The organism is Mesorhizobium sp. WSM3859, from assembly GCF_002295065.1.
Taxonomy (GTDB): domain Bacteria; phylum Pseudomonadota; class Alphaproteobacteria; order Rhizobiales; family Rhizobiaceae; genus Mesorhizobium.
Genome location: NZ_NSGG01000002.1, coordinates 101,361 through 122,478, shown reverse-complemented (window position 1 = coordinate 122,478; position 21,118 = coordinate 101,361). Strand labels below are relative to the sequence as shown.

The 21,118-nt window shown below is 64.2% G+C and carries 23 protein-coding genes; 11 read left to right on the top strand and 12 right to left on the bottom strand.

Annotation, left to right across the window (positions count from 1 at the left end; translation table 11 throughout):
* Positions 1-19: 19 nt before the first annotated feature.
* Both CK230_RS04290 and CK230_RS04285 read left to right on the top strand, forming a co-directional pair.
* Positions 20-952 carry a dimethylarginine dimethylaminohydrolase family protein gene (locus CK230_RS04290; protein ID WP_095816409.1) on the top strand — a complete coding sequence of 311 codons (933 nt, stop codon included), beginning with the start codon at positions 20-22 and terminating at the stop codon, positions 950-952.
* 170 nt (positions 953-1,122) lie between these two features.
* Positions 1,123-1,845 carry a 3-keto-5-aminohexanoate cleavage protein gene (locus CK230_RS04285; RefSeq protein ID WP_095815969.1) on the top strand — a complete coding sequence of 241 codons (723 nt, stop codon included), beginning with the start codon at positions 1,123-1,125 and terminating at the stop codon, positions 1,843-1,845.
* Positions 1,846-1,982: 137 nt separating this feature from the next.
* Here CK230_RS04285 and CK230_RS04280 read toward each other — a convergent pair whose 3' ends face one another.
* Positions 1,983-3,041, bottom strand: coding sequence for a Gfo/Idh/MocA family oxidoreductase (locus CK230_RS04280; protein ID WP_095815968.1), 1,059 nt, complete (start codon positions 3,039-3,041; stop codon positions 1,983-1,985).
* 101 nt (positions 3,042-3,142) lie between these two features.
* Positions 3,143-3,928, bottom strand: a complete 786-nt coding sequence (locus tag CK230_RS04275) for a ThuA domain-containing protein (RefSeq protein WP_095815967.1) — start codon at positions 3,926-3,928, stop codon at positions 3,143-3,145.
* A 214-nt stretch (positions 3,929-4,142) separates the two neighbouring features.
* Here CK230_RS04275 and CK230_RS04270 point away from each other — a divergent pair, with 214 nt between their 5' ends.
* Positions 4,143-4,901, top strand: a complete 759-nt coding sequence (locus tag CK230_RS04270) for a DUF4239 domain-containing protein (protein ID WP_095815966.1) — start codon at positions 4,143-4,145, stop codon at positions 4,899-4,901.
* 2 nt (positions 4,902-4,903) lie between these two features.
* On the opposite strand, the gene CK230_RS04265 is transcribed toward CK230_RS04270, so the two are convergent.
* The 8 genes from CK230_RS04265 to CK230_RS04235 all read right to left on the bottom strand — a co-directional run bounded on the left by CK230_RS04265 (position 4,904) and on the right by CK230_RS04235 (position 14,638).
* Complete coding sequence (locus tag CK230_RS04265) at positions 4,904-6,151, bottom strand: glycosyltransferase (RefSeq protein ID WP_095815965.1); 1,248 nt, start codon at positions 6,149-6,151, stop codon at positions 4,904-4,906.
* Between the two features lie 243 nt (positions 6,152-6,394).
* Positions 6,395-7,936: a DUF2778 domain-containing protein gene (locus CK230_RS04260; protein ID WP_245429819.1), complete on the bottom strand. Its 1,542-nt coding sequence runs from the start codon at positions 7,934-7,936 to the stop codon at positions 6,395-6,397.
* Positions 7,937-8,551: 615 nt separating this feature from the next.
* Complete coding sequence (locus CK230_RS04255) at positions 8,552-9,031, bottom strand: DUF2231 domain-containing protein (protein ID WP_245429818.1); 480 nt, start codon at positions 9,029-9,031, stop codon at positions 8,552-8,554.
* A gap of 169 nt (positions 9,032-9,200) precedes the next feature.
* Positions 9,201-10,454 carry an NAD(P)/FAD-dependent oxidoreductase gene (locus tag CK230_RS04250; protein ID WP_095815963.1) on the bottom strand — a complete coding sequence of 418 codons (1,254 nt, stop codon included), beginning with the start codon at positions 10,452-10,454 and terminating at the stop codon, positions 9,201-9,203.
* Complete coding sequence (locus CK230_RS04245; protein WP_095815962.1) at positions 10,451-11,173, bottom strand: methyltransferase domain-containing protein; 723 nt, start codon at positions 11,171-11,173, stop codon at positions 10,451-10,453. Before CK230_RS04245 ends, CK230_RS04250 begins: the two co-directional genes overlap by 4 nt.
* Positions 11,170-12,237 carry a type III polyketide synthase gene (locus tag CK230_RS04240; RefSeq protein WP_095815961.1) on the bottom strand — a complete coding sequence of 356 codons (1,068 nt, stop codon included), beginning with the start codon at positions 12,235-12,237 and terminating at the stop codon, positions 11,170-11,172. Before CK230_RS04240 ends, CK230_RS04245 begins: the two co-directional genes overlap by 4 nt.
* A gap of 232 nt (positions 12,238-12,469) precedes the next feature.
* The gene (locus tag CK230_RS33020) at positions 12,470-12,628 is read right to left on the bottom strand and encodes a hypothetical protein (protein ID WP_176480009.1); all 159 of its coding nucleotides are present in this window, start codon (positions 12,626-12,628) and stop codon (positions 12,470-12,472) included.
* 96 nt (positions 12,629-12,724) lie between these two features.
* Positions 12,725-14,638, bottom strand: coding sequence for a DUF4396 domain-containing protein (locus CK230_RS04235; RefSeq protein ID WP_095815960.1), 1,914 nt, complete (start codon positions 14,636-14,638; stop codon positions 12,725-12,727).
* Between the two features lie 183 nt (positions 14,639-14,821).
* Between CK230_RS04235 and CK230_RS04230 the strand changes: the two genes are divergently transcribed.
* The 3 genes from CK230_RS04230 to CK230_RS04220 all read left to right on the top strand — a co-directional run bounded on the left by CK230_RS04230 (position 14,822) and on the right by CK230_RS04220 (position 17,424).
* Entirely contained in the window at positions 14,822-16,348 is a 1,527-nt protein-coding gene (locus tag CK230_RS04230) for a multicopper oxidase family protein (RefSeq protein ID WP_095815959.1), read from the top strand.
* Positions 16,345-16,902 carry a cytochrome c gene (locus CK230_RS04225; RefSeq protein WP_095815958.1) on the top strand — a complete coding sequence of 186 codons (558 nt, stop codon included), beginning with the start codon at positions 16,345-16,347 and terminating at the stop codon, positions 16,900-16,902. Before CK230_RS04230 ends, CK230_RS04225 begins: the two co-directional genes overlap by 4 nt.
* A gap of 99 nt (positions 16,903-17,001) precedes the next feature.
* Entirely contained in the window at positions 17,002-17,424 is a 423-nt protein-coding gene (locus CK230_RS04220; RefSeq protein WP_095815957.1) for a hypothetical protein, read from the top strand.
* Positions 17,425-17,583: 159 nt separating this feature from the next.
* Here CK230_RS04220 and CK230_RS04215 read toward each other — a convergent pair whose 3' ends face one another.
* The gene (locus tag CK230_RS04215; RefSeq protein ID WP_095815956.1) at positions 17,584-18,021 is read right to left on the bottom strand and encodes a YqaA family protein; all 438 of its coding nucleotides are present in this window, start codon (positions 18,019-18,021) and stop codon (positions 17,584-17,586) included.
* Between the two features lie 163 nt (positions 18,022-18,184).
* On the opposite strand from CK230_RS04215, the gene CK230_RS04210 reads away from it, so the two are divergent.
* The 5 genes from CK230_RS04210 (at position 18,185) to CK230_RS04190 (ending at position 20,843) form a co-directional block, all read left to right on the top strand.
* The gene (locus CK230_RS04210; RefSeq protein WP_095815955.1) at positions 18,185-18,418 is read left to right on the top strand and encodes a hypothetical protein; all 234 of its coding nucleotides are present in this window, start codon (positions 18,185-18,187) and stop codon (positions 18,416-18,418) included.
* A gap of 97 nt (positions 18,419-18,515) precedes the next feature.
* A complete protein-coding gene (locus CK230_RS33015; RefSeq protein ID WP_095815954.1) occupies positions 18,516-18,662 on the top strand; it encodes a hypothetical protein in 147 nt (48 codons plus the stop codon).
* Between the two features lie 412 nt (positions 18,663-19,074).
* Positions 19,075-19,290, top strand: a complete 216-nt coding sequence (locus CK230_RS04200) for a hypothetical protein (RefSeq protein WP_095815953.1) — start codon at positions 19,075-19,077, stop codon at positions 19,288-19,290.
* 102 nt (positions 19,291-19,392) lie between these two features.
* A complete protein-coding gene (locus CK230_RS04195) occupies positions 19,393-20,097 on the top strand; it encodes an SOS response-associated peptidase (protein WP_095815952.1) in 705 nt (234 codons plus the stop codon).
* Between the two features lie 86 nt (positions 20,098-20,183).
* Positions 20,184-20,843 (top strand): hypothetical protein, encoded by a 660-nt coding sequence (locus CK230_RS04190; RefSeq protein WP_141245987.1) that lies wholly within the window; start codon positions 20,184-20,186, stop codon positions 20,841-20,843.
* A 14-nt stretch (positions 20,844-20,857) separates the two neighbouring features.
* Here the strand turns inward: CK230_RS04190 and CK230_RS04185 are convergent, their stop codons facing one another.
* Positions 20,858-21,118 (bottom strand): hypothetical protein, encoded by a 261-nt coding sequence (locus CK230_RS04185; RefSeq protein WP_141245986.1) that lies wholly within the window; start codon positions 21,116-21,118, stop codon positions 20,858-20,860.

The window sequence follows — 21,118 nt, the reverse complement described above, 5'->3', positions numbered from 1 at the left end:
ACCGATCGAGGAGAACACCATGACTGTCCATGACCGCATCGTCGCCGAGCCGTTCTCGCTGCAGCGCCGCAACCCCAATGGCGGAACCAAGCCGCTGACCGCCTGGGGCTTCGCCAACGAGACGGATGTCTTGACCGACGTGCTGCTCGGCTCGCCCAATTTCCTGCGCCATCTGTCGACCAGCTCGCTGTCCAGAAAACATCTGCGCGAGGCGCCCTGCAACGTCCAGATCGCTCAGGCGCAGCACAAGGACCTCGTCGCGGCCTATGAGCATTTCGGCGTCAACATCCACTGGCACGAGCCGACGCCGGAACTGCCGATGCAGGTCTATTCGCGCGACTCCAGCGTCATGACGCCTTACGGCGCCTTCATCACCGCCATGGCCAACTGGTGGCGGCGCGGCGAGAACTATGCCGCCATCCGCACCTATGAGAAGCTCGGCATCCCGATCTACGACATGGTGACCGCCGGCACTTTCGAGGGCGGCGACTTCAACGTCATCGAGGACGGCGTCGTGCTGATCGGCTGCGGCGGCGCCCGAACCCAGGAAGAAGGCGCGCGCCAGGTGAAGGAATGGTTCGACAAGGAAGGCTGGGAGACGCGGCTCGCCTTCATCGACGAGTACTATGTCCATATCGACCTGATGGTGGTGCCGATCGCCGAAAAGCTCACCGCCGTCTGCCTTGCCTGCACCGAGCCCGGCATCGTCGACTGGCTGAAGGGCAAGGGCCATGAGATCATCGACGTGCCCTTCCAGGACACGATGGCGCTCGGCTGCAACTTCATGTCGCTTGGCAAGGACAGGGTGATCGCCCCGACCTCCAGCAAGACGCTGATCGAGAAGCTTAAGGCTCAAGGCTTCGAGGTCGCGGCTGTCGACATGAGTGAGATCTCCAAGACCGGCGGCGGCATCCACTGCATGGCGCAGGCCCTGAAGCGCGTGCCGGCGTAACGGGCTGTCGAGTCCGAAGCCACCGAAGGGGAACGCTTATTCCCCTGGCCTTCGGGCCAGGGGTATTTTCTATTGCAGGCCCGGCCTGTCAGGAGACTTCGCCACATCCGTTCCGATCATCCTGGCCCTGGGCTAGGCTCCGGCCAGCCGAAAACAGGATTGCCGCAAAGATGATCGTCCAGGCCTGCATCAACGGTGCCCGTCCCGCCAGCTTCCATCCTGCCTTGCCGCTCGATCCCGAGGCGATAGCGCGCGACGCAGCCGCCTCGATCGCTGCGGGCGCGGCCGAACTGCATGTCAATGCGCGCGGAGGCGATGGCCAGGAAAGCCTGGCGCCGGAAGCGATGGACAGGACGGTCGCGGCACTCCGCCGCGCCTGTCCGGGCACGCTGATTGGCGTTTCCACCGGCGCCTGGATCGAGAGGGACGACCTGCGCACGCTGGTTGCCATCTCCGGATGGCGCGTGCTGCCCGACTATGCCTCGGTCAATCTCAGCGAGACAGCGGCGCCCGTCGTCATGGAAAGCCTGCGCCAGCGCGGCATCGGTATCGAGGCCGGGCTGGCCTCGATCGGCGACGCGCTCAGGCTTGCCAGTCTCGACCATGGCGGGCGGGTGCTGCGCGTGCTGATCGAGATTTCCGAGCAGACGCTGGACGAGGCCTTCGCTGTCGCCAACGGCATCGAAAAGGTGCTGCAGCGCGAGGGTATCCAGCGTTCGATCCTGCTGCATGGCGAGAACGCGACGGTGTGGCCTTTTGTTCAGCGGGCGGCGCTGCGGAAATTTTCGACCCGAGTTGGGTTGGAGGATGGCAAGGAGTTGCCGGACGGCAGCGTGGCGGATGGCAACGCCGCGCTGGTTGCCGCGGCGGTGGGGATTTATCGCGGAGTGTGATCCTGGTTCCTCGCCCCACGAAGTGGGGAGAGGTGGCTCGGCGAACCCGAGACGGAGAGGGGAGCGCCTTACGAAGCCCCCCTCTCCGTCCGCTTCGCGGCCACCTCTCCCCGCCTCTGGCGGGGCGAGGAAAGGCGCTATTGCGTATCCGCGTGGGCCCTCAACTCGGCGCGCTTCTCATCCGACACCACGGCGAGGTCCAGAACCTTCTGCAAGCCCGCCGCGTGGCGGAAAGTCGGCTCGGTCTGCACGCCGCTCTTCACCGCCTCGACGAAGCGCTGGTAATTGGTCGGCACGGATCCTGCGTCAAGTTCCTCCCATTTGGCGCTCTCGATATTGTCGCCGATACAGGCCTTCAGTTGCGAACCTTCGAGATTGTGCACCACCTCGACGCCGCCCTTGTCGCCATGGATGCGCAGGCGCAGTTCGTTGATATGGCCGGTGGCCCAGCGGCTGGCATGCACCACGCCGAAGGCGCCGTTGGAAAAGTCGAGCGTCATGGCGAAGCTGTCATTGGCGTCGAGCTGGTAGTCGCCAATGCGGTTGCCCGGCGCCTTGTCGAAGGCGCGCAGCCGGCAGAAGACATGGTCGATGTCGAGCGCGGCGCCATAGCTGGCGAAATCGAGGATATGGATGCCGACGTCGCCGAGCACGCCGTTGGAGCCGTGGCCGCGTGACAGCCGCCACAGCCATTTCGGATCGGTGCGCCAGTCGCCCCAGAATTTCGACACCAGCCAGCTCTGCAGATAAGACGCCTCGACATGGCGCACGGTGCCGATCTCGCCGGCCTGGACCATGTGGCGCGCCTTCTGCAGCGCGGCCACATTGCGATAGGTGAGGTTGACCATGTTGACGATGCCGGCGGCTTCCGCCGCGTCGGCCATTTCGCTGGCCTTGCTGAAATTTTCCGCCAGCGGCTTCTCGCACAATACCGGCTTGCCGGCGGCGACCAGCGCCATGGTGGTCGGATGGTGGATGCGGTCGGGGGTGACATTTGCGACCGCGTCGAAGCCGCCCCAGTCGATCGCCTCCTCCAGCGAGGTAAAGCGCTTCGGAATCTTGTAGGCGTCAGCGTACTCGGCGACGCGAGCCGCATCGACATCAACCGCGCCGACGATGTCGACGCCCTCGATGGCGCCGAAGCGGCGGGCATGCTCCTGCGCCATCCAGCCGGTACCCAGTATCAAAAGCCGCATTTTCTGCTTCTCCGAGCGATTTGGTTCGATTCAATAACGCCAGGCGAATGTGACCCAGGCGCTGTCTCCGCGCAATCCAAAGTAAAGAGGGAAGCGCATTTTTAGCGGAAGCCGGCCTCGCCATGCGCGTGCAGCTTACCGCCGCGCTCGACGATCGGCTCCAGCGCCTTCTCGACCGGCACGTTCGGCGCATTCAGGATGGCGGGCTTCGACCCTTGCGGGTTGTGCGCCCATTTCACCGCATTGCGCAGCACCTTGTGCACGGTGGCGTCGTGATAGGTCGGATAGGTCTCGTGTCCGGGCCGGAAGTAGAAGACATTGCCGGCGCCGCGCCGGTAGGTAAGGCCTGAGCGGAACACCTCGCCGCCCTGGAACCAGGAAATAAAAACGGTTTCCAGCGGCTCAGGCACGGCGAACTGCTCGCCATACATCTCCTCGTTCTCGAGCTCGAAGAACTCGCCGACGCCTTCGGCGATCGGATGGCTGGAGCTTGTTACCCAGAGCCGCTCGCGCTCGCCGGCCTCGCGCCATTTCAGCGTGCAGGGCGTGCCCATCAGCCGCTTGAAGATCTTGGAGAAATGGCCGGAATGCAGCACGATCAGCCCCATTCCTTCCCAAACGCGTTTTGCAACACGCTCGACAACCTCGTCGGCCACCGCGCCATGATCCTTGTGCCCCCACCAGACCAGCACGTCGGTGTCGGCAAGACGGGATACCGGCAGGCCGTGCTCCGGCTGCTCCAGCGTCGCCGTCGAGGCCGAAATCGCCTCGTCGGCATTCAGCGCCTTGGCGATGGTCGCATGCATGCCTTCCGGATAGATGGAGGCCACCACCTCATTGGTCCGCTCATGGATGTTCTCGCCCCAGACGACAGCGCGAATTGTCATGGATTGCCTCGTGAGTGATTGGGAGCCGCCCCGCGCCATAGATAGCGCCTTCGCCCGGTATTGAAAGCGGTTTTCGACCTTCGCTTCGCAGTGCATGGAGACCGGCGGGAAAGTCTCCCTTGTCGGCCAACGATATAGGTCCGTATGCTTCGACGCTGATTAAGCCGCCGCGCAGCCGATTGGCAAGCGCCGCGCCTCGGCTACAATGTCAGCCATGGGCGAAGTGCTTGTAGGGACAGCGATCTTTGCTTGCCTGGCCGGGGCGTCGCTGGTCAGCCTGATGGTGCACGAGCGCTTCCCCGCTCACCACCTTGGGGACGACACCAGCGCGGTGCTGCGGCTTGCCGCGAACCTTTTCGTGGTGATGGCCTCGCTCATGCTTGGCCTGATGATCAACTCGGCCCGGAACACATTCGAGTCCATCAACGGCAACGTGCACACCTTCGCCACCGATCTCATTCTGCTCGACCGAACGCTCCGACTCTATGGGCCGGAGGCGGACAGCGCCCGACAGTCGCTCACCGCCTATGTCCAGCGCGTCGTCGAGACCTCCACGGCCGACAGCGACACGACCGTCGTCCCGAACAGGCTGTCGGAGCTGCTGCTCAATCAAGTCGGCGACCTCATGGCGGGATTGACGCCCACAGATGCCAGGCAGACCGCTGCGCAGCAGGCCGCGACACAGCAGCTGCAAAAGCTGGTCGAGCAACGCTGGATACTTGCCGAGCAGTCCGAGGGCGCCATTCCCGCACCATTGATCGTCCTGCTCATCGCCTGGCTGACGCTGATCTTCGCCAGCTTCGGTTTCAGGGCGCCGCGCAATGGGACCGTCGTCTTCACATGCCTCATTTCCGCGGCGCTGGTGGCCGCGGCGATCTATCTGATCATCGACATGGACTCGCCCTTTTCAGGTCCGATCCAGATCTCGCCTGCGCCCCTGCAAAGGGCGCTGGCGGAACTGACCACGCAATGAGTTCACCGCCTGGATTGGCCGAGCAGCTCAATCAGCAGCCTTGCCGCCACCTCGGCGCCGTCGGCGCGGATCTTGCCAGCCACTGCCGCCGCGCGAGAGCGGGTTTCCGGCGCCAGCGCCACGTCCAATGGCGCCGACAGAGACCCCGTCGTTGGCACCGGGCCGTCATGCGCGGCGCCGATGCCGAGCTCGGCCACACGCTTGGCCCAATAAGGCTGGTCGCCGATCTGCGGCACGACCAGCTGCGCCGCTCCCGCCCGCGCGGCGGCAACGGTGGTGCCGGCGCCGCCGTGATGGATGACCGCTGCGACGCGGCTGAACAGCGCCTGCTGGTTGACCTCGCCGATCTCAAGGCAGTCGTCGCCATCGTCGACGAGGCCGAGCCCAGCCCAGCCACGCGCGAGCACCGCGCGAAGGCCCTTGGCGCGGATCGCTTCGATGGCGGCGCGGCCGGTTTCGCTCGCGACCGATATCGAGCCGAAGCCGACATAGACCGGCGGCGGACCGGCATCGAGGAACGCGTTGAGCCGATCGGGGAGGGGCCGTTCGTCCGGCAGGATCAAGGCGCCGGTCTGCACGGCATCGATCAGGTCCGAGGGCAGCCACGGCCCCAGCACCGGATCGCAGGCGAGCAGGACGGGATTGCCGTAGACATAATCCCGGACATTCTGCACGGGCGGCAATCCGAGCGATGCGCGCTGGCCGTTGACCGCCTCGCCGAAGAGCGCGTTCTTGGTCCGGATATCTGTTTCCCACAGCAGCCGGTTGTCGGTCACGCCGGCCGGCAGCGGATGTCCTGGATATTCATGCGGCCGGTTGTGCTGCGACGGCAGCCAGATAGGGCAGAACGTGCCGAGCATGTAGCGCATGCCGCGTTGTTCCGCGACCAGCCGCGCGGCGGCGCAGGATGGGAAGAGCCCGAACGCCACCACCGCGTCGCAGCCTTCGGCGGCCGCGCTCAGCGCCTCATATTGTCTGGCGGCGATCTCGGCCGCCTGGCCGGAGATGAGCCTGGCCCTGTCCTCGGGCGAGGCCGATCGTGACCGATTGACCATCTCCTTCGCCCATTCGCGCACCGGCGCGAAAGCCGGCGCCAGCGGCACGCCGGCGCGCTCCAGAAGCGCGGCGAACTCCGCGTCGCCCGGCGCGCTCACCCGGGCCTCGACGCCATGCGCCTGCAGGGCCGCGCCCAGCGCCGCCAAAGGCTCGACGTCGCCGCGCGAGCCGTAGGTCGATAACAAGATCCGCATTCCGTGCTCCGTTTTCTTTTTTCGGAGCAGCGTTGATACGCCATGCCCGGGGGCTTGCCGCAAGCCCGGGCCGCGCCATATCTACATCCTGGGAAGGGTCGTTATCGCTTCCCAGGTTGCCGTCATGGCCGCAAGCCGCGACGGCATGGCGGTGGCCCGAGCGCATTTTTTGGCGCGAGGCCCTTCGGACCAGCAAGTGGGGACTGACAAATGCCGGCGACACGTTCGCCGGCAGGGGCATGCTTAACCCTGGCGGCCCTCCTGGGCGACCCGGGTGGGGGAGCTTGTCAGGCGTGGGACGACGACAAGGCGCTTGATCTTGCCGCTTTTGTAGGCGGCAAGGAAGCGGTGATAGTCCTTGAAGACGACGCAGCCATTGGATTCCGCACGGCCGCCGCGCAGCATGTAAGTGTGGGCGAGCAAGCCGTTGCGGCCATATTTGTTGCTGCCGCTGGTCGGCGTGAGCCTGATGGCCTCGACGCCATGGAAGCGCGATTCACGCATCGACAGATTGTAGGTGTCAGGCGGCGTCGGGCCGACATTCTTGCGGTTGACGAAGCGCGGCTGGTCGACCATCGAGCCGTATCCCGAATGCGCCTCCAGCTTCGAACCGTCAGGCATGTAGACGGTTCTCGCCGAAATGTCATAGACCGCCACGCCATTGCCCGTCGAAGGCCCATTGAACAGGTTACGGAAAGCGCCGCCAAGGTTGCCGCGCTCCGGCGTGTCCGGCTTGGCATAGGCGAGCATCTCCGACGCCTGCGCCTTGCGCTTGCCGGGCTTGGTGTCGGCCACTATCGGCTTCGAATTCGCCACGCCAGGCAGGGCCTGGTCGCCGCTTCTCGGTGAAACCGCCGTCGGCGCGCTTTGCGCGGTGTCGGCCGCGGCTGGCTGCGGCATGGCCTTGGCGGCCTGCGGCTTCACGGCCTCCGGCTTCTGCGGCTTGGCCGCGTTCTGTTCAGGCGCCTGGGTGGCGCGCTCCAGCGTGGTGCGCGGGCGAAGGCCGGGCACGGCAATGGCATCGGGCAAATCGTCCTGCGGCGGCAGCGAGGCGACCTGGTATTGGCCGTCCAGGCCGTTGTCCGCAGCATCGGGGCCGGCGACATCCGGCGCGTCGCTGTTTTGCAGCGCGACGGCGGTCGGAACATCCGCCGTATCCTCGGGCGCGACGTTGGCAAGCGCCAGCGCCAGTTCGGAAGCGCCGGGGGTCTCGGGCGGCTGCAAACCGAAGCGCGCCTCGATCGGGGCGTAGGCGTCCGGCTGTGCGCCGCCGAAGCGGCTTGCCGAAGGCAGGCTGGCCAGCAGGAACGGCGCCTTCTCGGCGCGGGCAAAGGCATCGGCAAGCTTCTGCGGCGAAAGCGCGGCGCGCTTCACCACGCCATCGAAGCGGTCGGCGGCTCCGGCAGCCGAAGCAACCACGACGACCTTTTCATGCGCGACGCTGTCGGGCGAGGGCAGCCTGAGGCGCGCCATCTTGCCGTCGAGAACTTTATTCTTAAGTTTTTCAGCAATTTGGCCGCCCTGCCTGAAGCTTGTCGCGAGCCTGAAGCAGCCGGCATCGCAGCCGCCGGTGAGCGAGCCTGCCTTGTAGCCGCCATAGACACCAAGATGCGGCGCCCAGGTATTGGCGATCTGCCGGCGCTGGTCGCCAAGCGCGATGGTGCGTGGCGAAAGCACGCCCTGCGGCAATCCGTTGGAAGCGGCGGTCAGCGAGGTGCTCACCGAATAGAGCCCCGCCAAGGTGGCGGCGGACCACAGGGCGAGGGCGGCGCCGACAGCAGGCACCAGGACCCAACGATGACCAGACTTTTTCGAAGTTACCCCCCCTTGAGGAGCGTCACCCCGGTTTTTCAAACGCAAAAACGCCATACGACCACTCTCAATCGGCATGCCGGTTTGCGGACCTGGCACCCGTCACGATCACAGTTCGCCGGTGCCCCCTGCACCTTCACGCGTCTGTTGCCGATTGATTCAAAAGATGGACAAAGATGGTTAACCAATCCCTCCACCAATCGCCGATTTTGGCGACGGTCCATACGAAAAAAGAGCCTTCCATGGTCTTCGCCACGGTAAAAATGCTCTCCCTCACCCGCCTTGCTGCCCGTTTTTCCGGCCTCTGTCAAGAAACCGTGAAGACCGGAACCGCAGCGATCTTGGCCGCGTATCGATCGATTGGGGTCAAAATGCGGCCCGACGCCTGGCAGTGGAACAGCCAGACAAAGGATGCGGTGGGCCAACCGGCAGAACCGGCAGCAGGCATTGCGGCGCGGAGATCACCCCAAAAAAAGGTCACCTGCGCTGGAAAGCGGGGGCGACTGAAGGGGTGGAATCCATGCGTTGTGGAGCCTTGTCACCGGCGTCGGAATTCAAGCTCCTGACCGCGATCCCACCCTGGCGCGTTCAGGGCGTTTCGTCCGTCCCATCGGCGACACCGACATGATGCCGATAAACCATTCCCCAGCCCTTCCAGCCGGTGAACAGAAGAATGAGAACGACGATCAGCGACAGCATCAGGCCAACGGGGACCACGGCCGCCTCCGCATGGCTATATCGCGAGTACCAGTTGTAGAGTTCGATCAGGACGACGATCACGTTGCCGCCGGCATGAAGCCATGCGTCCTGAAGATTGCGGATCTGGGTATCGCCGAGCACATCGGTGAGGCCGGCAAGAGCGGCCAGCGCGGCCATGATCAGGCCCGCGCCGAGAAGCCAGAGCGACGCGGAAACCCAGCCTGGGTTGCCGGTTCGCCAGAAGATCAGGTCGCAGACGAAAGTCGCGACGAAGAAGGCGATCGGGAAAGGGATCAGCATTGCGTGGATGGGATGGCCCGCAATGCTTGCCGTGCTGTGCGGATTGTGGGGGATCGTATGCTGAGCCATGGCACTGCCTCCCGTAAGCGTGGCGAGCGCCGCCTTCGGGCCACATCACTCCGCATTGCGGGCTTGGCGGCAAAAAGCCGGAACAAACATGAAACTCAGGATGGTCCGGAATGTTCCAAAACCCCCGGTCCACGACACTGCCTGGTCGCAAGCTGACAGGGGTGGCAGCTCAGCCGCCCCCCGCCGGGCGTGCCTCGGTCAAGCCGGGAACGGGTTTCGTCTTGCCGCTAAGCCGAGCTCCCAAGGTGAGCGCCCGCGGGAAATTGCGGACGACCGCCTCCATCAAGGCAGCGCCGCCGGTGCCAACCGCCAACCGGGCGATGGCATCGGCAGCATGGATGCGGGTCGAGAACAATTCTCTCCAGGCCGCCTCATACCGTCTGCCGGCCGCCTCGCGTCCTCTCTGCCCGCTTGCCGCCTCGCTCAGTTCCATAGCCAGGAGCCAGCCGGACTGAAGCGCCATCGATATGCCTTCGGCGATGATCGGATGCGACTCGCCGGCGGCATTGCCAACGCGGAAGATGTCCGCCGCGTAGCCAGGGCGGATGCCTGGACGAATCGGGCCGGCAGCAAGCCATGGACTGTCGAGATGCGCTTGTGCCAAGGCTTCCCGCGCGCCTCGGCATCTCGCCACAATATGATGCTCGATGGTTTCGGCCGCGGAGATCTGGCTACCGCGCTCGCGGGCATGGCTGCCGCGCAACCGGGCGAGCACATCGCGCCTTATGCAGCAGGAGAGGGACATGCGCCCATGGTCTGCGAGCACCATGCCACCATAGCCGCCGGGAAACGTCAGCAGTGGCATCAGGTCGGGCGGCAGCGTCGATCCTGAAAAATGCGCCTTGAAGCCGAGCAGGTCCGAGGGGTGGCTTTTCTTCGCGAAATGGCTGGGCAGCGGCCCCGGCTCCCACGAGCCGTGCGCGGCGACAATCACCGGCGCCCGCAGGATCGCGGCCTCGTCGCGGGAATTCGCGGCTCCTGCCTGGATTCGCACCGCCTGGCAGGCGCCATCGCGTTCGATTGCGGTGGCGCGGCACGGCTGGAAGACTTCCGCGCCGGCCGATCGGGCCGCATTCAACAGCAAGGAGTCCAGCACATCGCGGCCGAGCGCACGACCAAAACCGTTTCCTGCCGCTGGTCCGGACCTCGGCATAGGCGCCTCGACGCTGGTGTCGCCGGAAAAGAGGCCGACCCGGCGAATTTCGGGGCCTGCCTCGGCCCGCCACGCATCGCCAATCTCCAGCCGCTCGAGGAGCGCGAGATTGCTTGCCGAGATATATTCGCCGCACACCTTGCGACGCGGAAAAACGTTCCTTTCCACGATCGCTACGGCCCAACCGCGCCGGATTAGCGCCAGCGCCGCCGAGGTGCCAGCCGGGCCGGCGCCGATGACGATCGCATCGTGGGTCGATGCCGGTCTCATGGCGCATTTGCGGCAGGCATCGACGCGGCGCCGGCAAAGACATGGGAGAAGGGACCGGCGCACCGCTCCTCGAGCGGCCGTCCGCCCGCGGCGCTCCAGAGATCGGAAAGTTCGCTGCCGCGGAAGCCGGCGCGCACGCTCTGGGCGGCGTCATGCCTGGTCACGTCATTGGCGCCGATCGCCGGCAGAAGGCGGGTCGCCGCGAGCGCCAATCCCTTCCTCCGCGGTTCCGTCGCCAGCAGCAATGGCGCCCTGCGACCCAGCAGCGAAAACAGGCGCAGCAGGCCGGCGTCGTCGAAATGATGTAGAAACAGGTTGACCGTGATCACATCGAAGGCCACGCTATCCGCCTTCTGCGCCCAGTCGAAGACATCGTCGGTGGCGGTTTCGAGCTTCCATCCCAGACCGGCGAAATCCGTCGTAAGCCCAGGGGTGACGAGGCCGATGCGGTCGAGCATCGTCAGCTCCACCTGCGGCCAGTCTCTTGCCATGCGCCGCGCCACTTTCAGCATGAAGGTGCCGTCGCCGGCGCCGATCTCAAGGATGCGGCCTGGCGGCTTGGCCATGAATGTCCTCATGAGCGAGACCATGATCGGCACCTGGAACATCAGCGCGTTGATGCGGGCGAGATCGCGCCGCGAGCGGAGCGCCCGCGGATCGTCCGCGGCAAGGCCATCGAGGATTTCCGGGACGAGTGTCCGTTGCTCGAGCGCGTTCATGACACGGTTCGGAACAACATGGTCTCGGCCGTCAGTCCTGGTCCGAACGACATGCCGCAGCCGAGCTGATCGCTTGGCGCCTTCAGCATCTCTTCCATCACGAACATGACCGTCGCCGACGACATGTTACCGTATCGGCGCAGCACCTCGCGCGACGGCCCGAGCGCGGCCGGCGCGAGATCGAGCGCCCTCTCGACGGCATCAAGAATACTGCGCCCACCGGGATGCACGGCCCAGAGGTCGATGTCCTCCGGCGGCCGCCCACCGAGGATAGCGTCCTGGTTGCTTCGCAACGTTTCCTGGACCGCCGCAGGCACCTTGCCGGAAAGAAACATATCGAAGCCGTGGTCGCGGATATCCCAGGTCATCAGCTCCCGTCGCTCATCCGCGACGGTGCAGCGGAAGCTGTCGAGCTCGATGCCGAGCGGCTCGGCGGTGACGAGCGTTGCCGCGCAGCCATCGCCCCAAAGGCAGAAGGATAGCAGCTTTTCCAGTTCGGTGGTTTCTCGCAGATGCAGCGTGCAGACTTCGATATTGACCACAAGAATCCTCGCCAGCGGGTCGGAGCGGACGATGTGGCGGGCAAGCTTGAGGGCGTTGACCGCGGCATAGCAGCCCATGAACCCGATCATCGTGCGTTCGATGCCGTCCGGCAGGCCGCAGCGTGCGGCAAGGTCGAGGTCGATTCCCGGCGCGGAGAAACCGGTGCAGGTGGTGATGATAAGATGGGTGATGCGCGATGCCTCGCCGCCAAGCCGCAGTCCGTCGACGGCCTTTTGCGCCAGAATGGGTGCTGCTTGGCTGAACATAGCCATCCTGGCGGCCGTTCCAGGAAACGCGCCGCGCCTGAATGTCCCGGCAAGGTCGGCCGACATCCCTTCGGGGTCGAGGGCGGGCGCAAAGCAGGAAAAGCGGTGCTCGATGCCGGCAAGGCCGGCCATGCGCTGGAATATTCTCCTGCGATCGGCGGTTAGCATGGAGGCCGCGTAGCACAGGTAGAACTGGTGGACTTCGTGTTCCGGAACCGCTGTGGCGATCCGGTTGATGTAGGCGTTGGCGGACATCTACTGTCTCCCTGGCCTCGGGCGCAGTGCGCGCTGTTGCCGGAGGATTTCTTGCTCATGAGCGCCTTGTCGGGCGCCAGACGCTGAGCGTTGCCTGTTCGATAAACGTTTCGGAAAACCTGTTTCTTCCCTGGCGCGTGATCCTGAATCTAAAAATCTATGAGGGAATGATAGGCAAAATCAAAGCGTTACAGCCTTTTCCATGTCTTAGTGGGCAAGGATTTCGGGCCGATCACTTGCTGCCCTGCGCCGCTCCGGGCACGATCAAAGCTCCCTGATCGGGCTCCGAATATCTGAAGCCAATAAAAAACAAGGCGATGACGATAAGACAGACCGCGAGCACGGTGACGAAGATCCTTCCCGGGTTTTCGGCAGGTGGTTTGTCTTCCATGGCAATACGCCTCGCATATAAACCCTGCGAGAGCGGCAAGGGTTCCAAGCTCCAGACGGGTTGGTCGGGCTGGGAATGCGGCGCGCCCTAGCGCGATCACGTGACATCGATAACAACCATCAGCCCGCCGCCGCCGTTCTCCTCGGCATTGTTGTTCGTGGTGTGATGCGCGATGTGGCAGTGGATGAGCCACTTGCCGGGTCGCTGTGCCTTCCACACGACATCATAGCGCTGGCCCGGTCCGACATTGATTGTGTCGGCAAGGAAACGCGCGGTGGCGGGAATCGCCTCGCCGTCGCGGGCGACCACTTCGAACGGCCCGCCATGGATGTGCATCGGATGGATGAAGCCGTTGTTGGTGCCGATGAAGCGGACCTTCAGCGTCTCGCCGACCTTCATGCGGATCGTATCGGTCGACGGATAGGCCTTGCCGTTGATGGTGAAGAAGTTCGGCATGCCGCCGTCCATCGGCATCGACGGATAGGTCAGGCCTTCGCGCACCAGCCATTCCTGCAGCTCGATGACATAGTCGTGGTCGGCGGCGACCTCGTCGGCGGGGTTGGCGGGATCGATGATCAGCGCGCCATAGAGGCCGAGCGCCTGGGTGCGGTCGGGCTTGGCGTGCGGGTGGTAGAAATAGGTGCCGTGCTGGGTGGCGGTGAATTCGTAGGAATAGCTCTGTCCGGGCTCGATCGGCGGCTGGGTGATTTCGGCCGGCCCGTCCATCTGGTTGGGCAGGATCAAACCATGCCAGTGCACCGTGGTCTCTTCCGGCAGTCCGTTGGTGACCTTGATGCGCACCCGGTCGCCCTGGCGGATATGGATGCGCGGTCCCGGGATCTGGCCGTTATAGGCATAGGCGTCGACCGTGACATTTGGCAGGATCTGCCAGCGGATCACCGACGGTGTGAGCTCGAACACCTTCACGCCGTTTTCCATGCGGAACGGCAGCTCCTGGTCGCCCTTCGCGGTGAGGCCATAGGAGGCGGTGACGAGACGCGGATCGGCCGCCGCCATGTCGCGCATGGTCTCGGCGGGTGTGTCGCGGTCCATGATCATGCCCTGTGGCATGATCACCCCGCCGACGTCGCGGGCCGACAGCCTGAGGTTCAGCCAGTTCGCCGGCGCCGCCATGCCGATCGCCAGGGCCAGCGCGGACACCGCGCCCAGCGCCGCGATCTGCGGCGTGGTCGCGTCCGAGAGCATGTGATGGCCGCCGCTTCCCTTGCCTTTTTGAGAGGTCGTGGCGTGTTTGTGATCGCCATGGCCGCTGGCGTCGGCTTGCTGCATTTGCATGTGCGCATGCTGACCTCCGGCAGGATGGCGCGCTGCCCCGACCTTGCGCGCACGCTCGGTCATCAGCCCATGCTTCAGGCCGCGCGCGACCAGCCAGACATTGGCGGGGTAGGCAAGTGTGAAGCCGGCGATCACGCCGAGCGACATCACGCCCCAGAACAGAAGCTCGCCCGGTTCCATGGCGCGCATGTCGCGGCCCATCATCAGGAAGCTCATGACCGGCGCCATGCCGGCCATCATGAAGTTCATGGAGATGAATTCGGGCAGGAAGCTCTTCTTCACATTCTCCCAATAGCTGCCGCCCATCATCGATTTCATGAACAGCGACTGGAAGATGAACAGGCCGAAGGCAAAGCCGGCTAGGTATTCGACGATGAGGTCGAGCCACATCGGCAGCCCGAGCGTGGCGGTGACGACCGCGGCAAGGATGATGCCGGTGGCGTCGCCGGCGACGCAGTGGATGGTCGAGCCGACGCCCTGCTTCCAGAGCGGTTCGGTGAAGGTTTCGTGCTCGCCGGGGCGCGGCTCCTTGTCGGCGAGCACGTAGAGCAACAGCCCGAGCGGGCCCATATAGAGCGTCACCAGGATGAACCCCCATTTCATCACCACCGGCTCGGGATTGTTGCGGTATTGGTCGAAACCGACATAGAGCGTCGACCCGGCCGCGAGCACGAACCAGGCGACGAGGAAATAATCGATCGGTTGGATAAGCATGCGGTTTCTCGCGCTGTTCGATGAAACGGCTGGTTGTACTGCGGATGAACGCCCCTGCGCCGATTGCGATCCGTCAGGCGAATTTTTCCGCTCCGAGCCCGCTTGACCTTCCAGCCGCTGGAACCCTTAGCGTTAGCGCGGGGCCTTCGGCGGGACCTCCCAATCGAGATCCAGGAGCGAAATATGCATCGACGCGGTTTTCTGGCGGCAGGCCTGGCGACGGTTCTGGCTGGCCCGCGCGCGCTGGCGCAGATGAAGATGGACGACAGGTCGAACATGGACTCCATGCCCGGCATGGATATGGGCGACCATTCCGGCCATGACATGGGCGCGATGGGGCAAGGGCCCGTGTCGCTGCCCGAGGGCCAGCCCTTGCGCGAGTTGCCGCTGCTGGCCAACGAGGCTGGCCGGCCCGGTCTGTTCAGGGCGCGGCTGACGGCCGCGCCCGCCACGGCGCGCTTCACGGCCGACCAGGACACGCCGATCCTCGCCTATAACGGCACGAGTCCAGGGCCATTGATCGAGGCCTATGAGGGCGACCGCGTCGAGATCACCTTTTTCAACCGGATTGAGGGCGAGCCAAGCACCATTCACTGGCACGGCATGCCGGTGCCCGCCGACCAGGACGGCAACCCGATGGACCCTGTCGCAGCGGGCGCCGACCGCGTCTATGCTTTCGATCTGCCCGAGGGTTCGGCCGGCACTTACTGGTATCACCCGCATCCGCATGGCCGGACGGCCGAGCAGGTCTATCGCGGCCTTGCCGGCGCCTTCGTCATCAAGGCGAAAACCGATCCGGTTCCGGCGGCCTATGGCGATACCGCGCTGATGTTCACCGACCTGCGCCTGGCCGCCGACGGGTCCATGCCCGACAACACCATGATCGACATGATGAACGGCCGCGTCGGCGACCATGTGCTGGTCAACGGCCAGAAGAACCCGAAGCTGGCCGTGGCGGTGGGCGCGAAGCGGCGCCTGCGGCTCTACAACGCCACCAATGCGCGCTTCCTCAGGCTCGCCTTCGCCAACGCCTCGATGACCGTCATCGGCAGCGATGGCGGCCTCCTCGAGGCACCGGTTGCAGCCGACGAGATCCTGCTCAGCCCGGCCGAGCGCGTCGAACTGGTCGTCGCCTTCGACCGGCCGGGTTCCGCCACGCTCACCACACTTCCCTACGACCGCGGCTGGATGGGGCCGGGCCGGCCCACGGACGCCGGGTTGACGCTGCTGACGGTCGGTGTTTCCGAAACGCCGGCCGAGGCGATGCCGCCGCTGCCCGAGCGGCTGCGGCCGATCGCGCCGCTTGGGACCCCCGGCGTCAGCCGCCGCCTCGTCCTTACCGAGGCCATGACGATGAATGCCGCGAGCATGGGGATGGACTTCCTGATCAACGGCAAGACGTTCGACATGGGGCGCGTCGACATCATCGCCCGGGCCGGCGATACCGAGCTTTGGGAAATCGTCAACCAGGCGGACATGGACCATCCGTTCCATATCCACGGCACGCAGTTCCAGGTGGTCGAGCGCGAACGCGACGGCAAGGTCGCCAAGCCGCCCTATCTGGCGTGGAAGGATACAGTCAACGTGGCGCGTGGCGAGACGGTGCGGCTTCTCACGCGTCAGGAACGGCCGGGCGCGCGCATGTATCACTGCCACATCCTGGAGCATGAGCAGCTCGGCATGATGGGCATCGTCGACGTGCAGGCGTGAGGTCTCGTGTCATTCTGGGGGCGGCGTTGCTGGCGCTCGCCGGTCCCCTGATCCTTGCCTCGTCGCTGGTGGCGGGGCCGGGCGATCCCATCGTGGCGGCGCGCCAGGCCTCGATGAAGGAGATGGCGACCGCCGCCAGGGCGATCGCCGAAATGTTCGACGGCAAGCGCGCCTATGAGCCGGCGGCCTTCAAGGCGGCGGCGGACACGCTGAGCGGCCGCACCGACGCCCTGATTGGCGAATTCCCGCAGGGCACGCTTGGCGCGCCGTCGGCCGCCAAACCGGAGATCGACCAGGCCCGGCCGCAGTTCGAGGCGCTCGCCCGCCATATCGGCCGGCTCGCCGATGCGCTCGCGATCAAGGCCGGGAACGCGCCGCCCGGGATCACCGCCGACATGCGCATGACCGGCCTGCCGATGGATGGCGGCAGCCTGCTCGGCAAGCGGCCGGGCGCCGAGGCCGACCCAGCCCAAATGCCGGCCGAACACCTCCTGCACTTGATCCTGCAGGATTGCACGAGCTGCCATTCGAAGTTCCGGCAAAAGCAGCAGTAAAGGCCTCACCGACACGCGCTTTTCCGCACAGTCAAATCAGTTTGTGCTAATATACTGAAGCCATGCTCATCCGTGCATGACAGGTTTTGGGAGGATGCGATGAACACCATGAATCGCAGGTCTGCAATCGCGCTCGGCGTGACGGCCGCAACGGTTGCTCCCCTGTTCGCAACGGCAACATTTGCGAAAACAAAGAAGTACGGTGCGAACGAAGGCAAGGAGATCGCGCCGGGCGTCAGAGTGGTCGAGGTCGGCACCGGCAACTCCGACATTCCCGCCTACAAGAGCATCTCGATTGTCGACGTGGTGTTTCAGCCCGGAGCGCACGCCCCTCAGACCGTGATGGATAACGACATGGTGTGCACTATTACTTCCGGCGCATTCACCATCAAGAAGGCGGACAAGGAATTCAAGCTCAAGGTCGGTGACATGTACACCTGCTCCAAAGGCAAGACCGACGAGGCGACGAATACCAGCAAGGAAGTCGGCGTGCATCGCATCGCCGTCCTTGTGCCCGCGTAAAGATAGAGCGACTCATCATAGAACCGCTCAACCGCTCGACGGAAGGCCTTGGCGATTTACCAAGGCCGGCCCATAGGGGCATGTCGCGGCCGCCCTGGCCGTGCGGCTTTGCTATCGCGAGAATTCAGGCTGGATGCCTTCGCCATGAGGATCTCTAGGCTAGAGGCCAAGGGTTGCGGCCGCCACCGCCAGGTACCGGCCGGCCTTGGCAACGGTGACGATGGCGATGAAGCTCCATAGGGGCTCGCGCAGCAGGCCGGCCACCACCGTCAGCGGATCGCCTACAACCGGAGCCCAGCTCAGCAGCAGGCTCCATCGGCCGTAACGGTGATAGCGTGCCGCCGCGCGGTCGAGCGCGGCAGGCTTTGCCGGAAACCATTTGCGGTCGCGGAAGCGATCGATGCCGCGGCCCAGCAGCCAGTTGACCACCGAACCAAGCATGTTGCCGATTGTCGCGACCAGAACCAGCGCGGCCGGCGAATGGGTCCCGGCCAGGAGCAGGCCGACCAGCACTGCTTCCGATTGCAGCGGCAGGATGGTCGCGGCGGCGAAAGCGGTCAGGAAAAGTCCGCCGAAGGCGGCAAGGTCACCAAGCATTGCCGCCCGTCAGTTCGACTTTGGCCATTTCGGATCCCGATCATCCACGGCTTGGGTCATGGCGACCGTCGCCCAGCTCCGATTTTGACGGGCGCGTATCACAAAAGTGACGCGCTCGCTGCCCTATATGCTAGGCTTACCTCGTCAAAACAGGGTCATCGTTATGGATGCCAGCGAATTGCAGGCCATAGGCGACACGCTGATGCGCCTCGTCACTCCAAGCATGACGCCGAAGGATCTGGTCAAGGCGGTGCGCAAGGAGCATCCCGACGCCAAGAAGAAGGACATCGCCCGCGCCGCCTTCCACGCCATCATCGCCAATGCCGACCAGGACCCCGGCAAATCGCGCAACCTCCAGGCTTTCGCGCTTGCCGAGCGCACCCAGCAATCGGAATAAATTGCCGCGAATTGTAGCGTTGGGCTTGCCGGAAACTTAATAAGCGACTTCTAATTTAATGGCTCCGCCGGCAATCAGCCCCAACGGGTAGCGAGCCATGACCAAAAACCTCGGCAATGCCAAACCCAGCGCTCCAGCCAAGGAGATAAGCGCCTCGCTGTTCAGCAAGGCGGCGCCGGCGCTGTTTCCGCTGGTCGTCGCCGCGCTCGGCTTTCTCGTCGGCCGGCATTATCTCGGCCTTTGACGCGCGGCCTGCTGCAAGTGGTTTTCCAGTCTGATTGTGATTGGTCCGTTTTGGCCCTGCGCTTGAAGCTTTGGTCCTAGGGCCTAGGTCGTTCTTGCCCTTGCATGGGCGCGAGCGCATCCTTTCCTGTAGCCGGCGGCCTCGCAAACTCCGGTCAGGCCCGGCCGCCGAACCCAGTATCACCCCCCAAGGCTGCCGGGCCGCCCACCCCTCCGCGAGTTATGTCCGCCCGGGATGAGGCGCGTAGGCGCCATAAATCGTTTTTGTTTCCCAGATTCCAAAAATCTGTTGAGTATCGGCGAGTACCTTTGCAACTAAAGAGCGGCCAGCACCGCTTTTCGGCTACTTCGCGCGCTCTAGATCATATTGGGTCTAGACACCAAATACTTGGGCCGGAGGGCAGGGGCCGTATATGGTAACAAGCGAGCCAGACAGTGTCCGTGTAAAAGCCGTCAATGGCCAATGGATCGTGCGCGTCGTCGAGGGTGGCAGGCTGACTCAGCAAGTGTTCGATATTCACGAACAGGCGGAGAGCTTTGCCGAGGAGGAGCGGCTGCGGCTGGGACTTCCCGGGGAACCACCGGCCGAGGAGCCGGCCGGGCCGCAGCAGAGCGGACCGGTTGGCTGAGATCGTCGACGTTCATAGCCAACGAAAGGCGCTGCTTGCCTTCGTGCGGTTTGCGCTTTGTGTGAAAATGCGAGAACTATCGGCGGACGGGGAACGCTGCCGATGTGCAATCTCTACAACATCACCACCAGCCAGGAAGCGATCCGCCAGTGGACGCGGGCGTTGCGTGACATAGTCGGCAATCTGGAGCCGTCGGTCGACATCTATCCCAATCAGCCGGCGCCGGTCGTGCGAAACGCCGCCGACGGCAGCCGCGAACTCGCCAGGCTGCGCTGGGGCATGCCGACGCCAGCCGAGCGGGTGCGCGGCAACGCCGATTCCGGCACCACCAACATCCGCAATCCTCAATATGCCCACTGGCTTCCCTATCTTGGGGTCGAGAACCGCTGCGTCGTTCCGGTGACAAGCTTCGCCGAACCGTCACCGACCCCGGGCGACAAGGACCCGGAAACCGGCGTGCAGAAGAACTTCTGGTTCGCGCTCGGCGAAGAGCGGCCGCTGTTCTTCTTCGCCGGCCTTTGGACACCTTGGCATGGCGTGCGCAAGGTGAAGGAGGGCGCGGGCGATCACGAGCTTTACGGCTTTCTGACCACGAGGCCCAACGCGCTAATCGCGCCGATCCACGAGAAGGCGATGCCGGTGATCCTGACCACGCAGGAACAGACCGAACTGTGGCTGACCGCGCCATGGCCGGAGGCAAGGAAGCTGCAGCGGCCGGCGCCCGACGACGCGCTGGTGATCGTGGAAAAGCCGGCGACGCAGATCAAGTTTCCGGCCGAACCGCCGGCGCAGGGATCGTTGTTCTAGGGGGACGCATGCTGACCCGGAGGCAAATTCTGAGGGCAGACCCAGCTACGGTCCCGTTGGAGGAGTACACCAGGGTTTTTGGGCACATGCGTATTTCGAAAATGCCCAAGGAGGATGAAGACAAAAAGCTACGCTATCTCACAGTCTACGGGTTCAGCGTTTTTGTAAGATCGTCGATTTATCCTGCTGGGTTGAGCGTGCTTTCCGTCCTCCTAGCACCGCAATTCATTCAAAGAGATCACTCATACGATCGGGACTACAGACTGCTGTCCTTCTTTTGGCCGCCGGCGGCAAATGAAGTTGCCCACGTTCAGCAACTCATTGCGAAAGGCATAGTCAACGAAACGTTTTTGCCGGGCTTACCCGCCTACATGGCGGCCTGCAGCGCGACGAGTTTGGTTTGGCTTCTTTGGCTGGCTTGGCGTTTCTATCGCGACGTGCGTGATCGAGGCGGCTACATCCCAACATTCAAGGAAACCGGCCAACCAGGGCTCGAGCAGAGGTTGATTCAGATCGCTTTGTTCTGTGTTCTTTTAGCTGTCGCTTTATTGTTGTATTCTTGCTTCAATTTGTCAGAAACACGTTCTCTTCGAGCGCCTAGCGTATTCGACGATCCGTTTTCGTATACGTTGAAGAAATGTCTGATTCTGTCTTACGGTTACTGGATGGTTGGCGCTGCGTCGGCGCTGTTTTCCCTAATCGCGAAAAATAGCTTGCGACTCGAACGAATAGCGCGGCGCGCCTGAAAAACAGCAGTCGCTCATCCTCGCGCCTTCTGCAGCACCCAGATATAGCCCTTCGGCGGATGGTCCTGGTCGATGAACTGGGTCTTCACCACCGTGTCCTTGCGTCCGCAGCGTTTGCAGCGGAAGCGGACGGCTCCCAGCGGCTTGTTCCAGCCCACCACCTTGGCCACGTCGTTCGCCTTGAAGCGGCCGGCGTGGTAGCAATGGCGGCATTCGACGACGAGCAGCATATTGGCCTTGGCCGCGCGGCCGACGCTGTCCATGGGTCCGGCCAT